This window comes from Mycolicibacterium canariasense (assembly GCF_002101555.1).
Lineage (GTDB): Bacteria > Actinomycetota > Actinomycetes > Mycobacteriales > Mycobacteriaceae > Mycobacterium > Mycobacterium canariasense.
The window spans coordinates 1-2,645 of the sequence record NZ_LQOL01000006.1 but is presented as its reverse complement, the minus strand read 5'-3'; the positions used below and the strand labels follow the sequence as shown (position 1 = coordinate 2,645).

The window sequence follows — 2,645 nt, the reverse complement described above, 5'->3', positions numbered from 1 at the left end:
TGTCGCTTGCCAGGGTGATGGGACCACCTGATTGCCAGGGGGATGGGACCACCGTGGCGCGTTATCGAGGATGCTCGTCGGGCCCTTCTGGGTCAAGCTGGCCGGGTCGAGTGCGTTGGCGGTAGGACGGTCCTTCGATGACCAGGGTGTGGGCTGCAGCGGTCAGTCTGTCGATGGCTGATTGGGCGAGCAGGGTGTCGGCGGTCATGGTCAACCATTCGGCGGGTTCGCGGTTGGACGTCACGATGGTGGTCTTGGTTTGGTGGCGTTCGACGACGATTTCGTAGAAGTCGCTGGTTTCGGTGGCGTCGAGGGGCCGCAGCGCGAAGTCGTCGATGATCAGGACGTCCACGGCTGCCAGCCGTCGGATCTCGGCGTCGACGGTGTGGTCGAGTCGAGCGGCACGCAGCCGGGTGAACAGTTTGTCGGATCGGGCGAACAGGACACTATGGCGGCGGCGAATAGCCAAGTGCCCCAGCGCTGTTGCCAGATGCGTCTTGCCTACTCCGACGGGTCCGAGGATGATCGCGGACTGGCCGGCGTCGAGGAATCGCAACGCGGTCAGGTCGCCGAGCAGGGTGCGGTCATAGCGCAGGTCCTGTTGTGCGGTCCAGGAGTCGAAACGCATCGTGGGGTCGAGGCCGGCTTTGGCCGCCCGCAGGGCAGCTGAACGGGATTCGCGCCGGGAGACCTCGTCGGCGAGCAGTGTTTCCAGGAATCCAATGTGGCTGAGCTTGTGCTGGCGGGCCAGTGCGGCCCGTTCGGGCAGGGTGTCGGCCAGGGCGCCGAGTTTGAGCGCTTTGAGCAGTCGGAGCAGGTCTGCGCCGACCGGGTCTGCGGCCACGCGGTTTGTGGTGGTCATGTCAGCAGGTCCCCTCGGAGTCGGCACTAGCAACGACACTCAATGATGTTGAGGTGGTGTTGAATTCAGAGGGATCTCGGGAGAACCGGGTAGCGGTGTGGCCGACGGCCAGCGGCAGCGCCGGAATCGTGTTCTCGGTGGCGCGTTCGAGCATCGAGGCGATCTTGTTGACCGAGACGACATCGAGGTCCAGCGCCATCGAACAGGCCTGCTCGACGCGTTGCGCGCCGTATCGGCGCACCAGGCCCTGGAGTCGGTAGACGGTGCGCATCCGCGTCCATGGCAGCGGATCGTCGAGGATGCGTTCGGCGTAGATCCCGACGTTGGGGCCGTGCGCGGCGCAGGTGGCGATCAGTGTCGTCAAGTCCCGCATCGCGTAAACGGCCTTGTGTTCGGGCAGATCGGCGCGGTCGGTGCTGCGGCCACCTGCAGACTGGCGGGGATGGACTTTGACCAGCACACCGCGGTGATAGAACTTCACCAGCTCACTATCGGCGCGCACGTCCAACGCGGTGCCGATCCACTGCTCGGGCAGCGAGTAGAGGGCTTTGGCGACTTCGGCGTGGAAGTCGCGGTGCACCTTTACGGTCTTGAACATCGGCACGTCGTAAGCGCCCGGCACCGGAAGCAGTAGGGCCTGTTCTTCGGTGGTGAACACCTCCACTGGCCGTGCACACGTGCTGCCGTGGATACGGGTCCCGGCAGTACGAAGACACCACGCGGTGACAGCCTGCTGTGCCTGCTCAATACTGGTGAATGTTTCACCGTCCCAGAAGTTTCGGCGCACGTACTGCACCGCACGTTCCACCCGCGGTTTGTCTTTCGGGGAACGCACCCGGGCCGGGTCGGTAAGGAACCCGACATGGCCGGCGTAGTCGAGCCAGCCCGCGGTGAATCGGGGGTTGACCGCATCAGCAGCGGCGATCACCGGCTTGAGGTTGTCTGGGATCAGCACCGTGAACACCCCGCCAAAGAACTCCCACGCCGCCTGGCAGCCGGCGATCACCGCCGCCAGGGTCTGTGAGTAGGACAGCCACACGAACATGTGCCGGGAGTAGACGGCAGTGAAGATCAACGCGTGCACCTTGCGACGCCGCCCATCGGTGGCGTCGGTCAGCATCCCCAGGTAGCCGAAATCGATCTGGCATTCCACCCCGGGATCCCCGTCAGCGACCCGCACCGTGGTGTCCTTGCGGCCGAAACCGCAACGCTCACCGGCGAATCGGTTCAACGTTCGATACGGCACCACGCACCCCTGACGGGCCAGCAACGTCTGGATCTTGGTGATCGTCAACGGCCGCGCCTGACCATCGCCGGCCACCCACGCGGTGATCTGGTCCTCAAACCCCAGCAGCTGTTCCCACGCTGCGCCGTGGCCATCGGGGCGTACTGGGCGCACCGCGTCGGCGACAGCCCCGATCAACCCGTCATCGACAGCCTCGACGCCGTCGCTACGGCGCAGACCAGCCGCTTGCGCGGCCTCGACGTAGCGGCGCACCGTTTTGCGGTCCACGCCGCAATGCGCGGCGATCGTGCGGTACCCCGGTGCCGGTAGCCCCGCGACCCCCAGCCACACCCGCAGCACTTCCCTGATCTCGTTCACACTGACCTCCCGAAAAGCCATGCCCGCCGCCTCCGTGACTTGGACCATCACGGCGATCAAACGAACAGATGAAGAGACCACCGACGCGACGCGCCGGTGGTCCCATAACTGGCAATCCAGGTGGTCCCATCACCCTGGCAAAATCAGCTCACACTGGTCCCATCCTCCTGGCAGACGACA

General features: G+C 65.2%; 2 protein-coding genes. Both read right to left on the bottom strand.

Annotated elements, in window-relative coordinates; translation table 11 throughout:
- Positions 1 to 61 precede the first annotated feature (61 nt).
- Positions 62 to 862, bottom strand: a complete 801-nt coding sequence (gene istB / locus AWB94_RS00985) for an IS21-like element helper ATPase IstB (RefSeq protein ID WP_055110181.1) — start codon at positions 860 to 862, stop codon at positions 62 to 64.
- A gap of 1 nt (position 863) precedes the next feature.
- A complete protein-coding gene (istA, locus tag AWB94_RS00980; protein WP_055111511.1) occupies positions 864 to 2,486 on the bottom strand; it encodes an IS21 family transposase in 1,623 nt (540 codons plus the stop codon).
- Between the last annotated feature and the right edge of the window lie 159 nt (positions 2,487 to 2,645).

What these genes read in the sequence shown, in the direction of transcription:
- istB (WP_055110181.1), bottom strand. Translation starts at nt 862, where the DNA reads ATGACCACCACAAACCGCGTGGCCGCAGACCCGGTCGGCGCAGACCTG.
- istA (WP_055111511.1), bottom strand. Translation starts at nt 2,486, where the DNA reads ATGGCTTTTCGGGAGGTCAGTGTGAACGAGATCAGGGAAGTGCTGCGG.